This window comes from Dolichospermum circinale AWQC310F, from assembly GCF_000426925.1.
Lineage (GTDB): Bacteria > Cyanobacteriota > Cyanobacteriia > Cyanobacteriales > Nostocaceae > Dolichospermum > Dolichospermum circinale.
In genome coordinates, this window is sequence record NZ_APIZ01000353.1 from 1 (window position 1) to 1,524 (window position 1,524).

A 1,524-nucleotide genomic window follows, 5' to 3' on the forward strand; every position below is an offset into this window, starting at 1 on the left:
CACTGCTTTCGATTTCTAAATGGATTAGGTCTCCCTAAAAGGAGGTGATCCAGCCACACCTTCCGGTACGGCTACCTTGTTACGACTTCACCCCAGTCATCAGTCCTACCTTAGGCATCCCCCTCCAATAGGTTGGGGTAACGACTTCGGGCGTGACCAACTTCCATGGTGTGACGGGCGGTGTGTACAAGGCCCGGGAACGAATTCACTGCAGTATGCTGACCTGCAATTACTAGCGATTCCTCCTTCACGAAGGCGAGTTGCAGCCTTCGATCTGAACTGAGCTACGGTTTATGAGATTCGCATCACATCGCTGTGTAGCTGCCCTTTGTCCGTAGCATTGTAGTACGTGTGTAGCCCAAGACGTAAGGGGCATGCTGACTTGACGTCATCCCCACCTTCCTCCGGTTTGTCACCGGCAGTCTCTCTAGAGTGCCCATCTTAATGCTGGCAACTAAAAACGAGGGTTGCGCTCGTTGCGGGACTTAACCCAACATCTCACGACACGAGCTGACGACAGCCATGCACCACCTGTGTTCACGCTCCCTAAGGCACTCCTATGTTTCTACAGGATTCGTGACATGTCAAGCCTTGGTAAGGTTCTTCGCGTTGCATCGAATTAAACCACATACTCCACCGCTTGTGCGGGCCCCCGTCAATTCCTTTGAGTTTCACAGTTGCCTGCGTACTCCCCAGGCGGGATACTTAACGCGTTAGCTCCGGCACAGCTCGGGTCGATACGAGCTACGCCTAGTATCCATCGTTTACGGCTAGGACTACTGGGGTATCTAATCCCATTCGCTCCCCTAGCTTTCGTCCCTCAGTGTCAGTCTCGGCCTAGCAGAACGCCTTCGCCACCGGTGTTCTTCCTGATATCTACGCATTTCACCGCTACACCAGGAATTCCTTCTGCCCCGACCAAACTCTAGCTTTGTAGTTTCCACTGCTTTTATCTAGTTGAGCTAGACTCTTTAACAGCAGACTTTCAATGCCACCTACGGACTCTTTACGCCCAATCATTCCGGATAACGCTTGCATCCTCCGTATTACCGCGGCTGCTGGCACGGAGTTAGCCGATGCTTATTCCTCAGGTACCGTCATTCTGTTCTTCCCTGAGAAAAGAGGTTTACAACCCAAGAGCCTTCCTCCCTCACGCGGTATTGCTCCGTCAGGCTTTCGCCCATTGCGGAAAATTCCCCACTGCTGCCTCCCGTAGGAGTCTGGGCCGTGTCTCAGTCCCAGTGTGGCTGATCATCCTCTCAGACCAGCTACTGATCGTCGCCTTGGTAGTCCCTTACACTACCAACTAGCTAATCAGACGCAAGCTCTTCCCCAGGCAGCAAGCCTTTCGCCTCTCGGCACATCCGGTATTAGCCACCGTTTCCAGTGGTTGTCCCCGACCTGAGGGTAGATTCTTACGCGTTACTCACCCGTCCGCCACTGTCTCCTAAAAGACCGTTCGACTTGCATGTGTTAAGCATACCGCCAGCGTTCATCCTGAGCCAGGATCAAACTCTCCATTTT

The 1,524-nt window shown here is 53.0% G+C and carries 1 rRNA gene; it reads right to left on the minus strand.

The features are described from left to right. Window positions 1-37: 37 nt before the first annotated feature. Window positions 38-1,524 (minus strand): 16S ribosomal RNA (locus ACIR310F_RS0100370).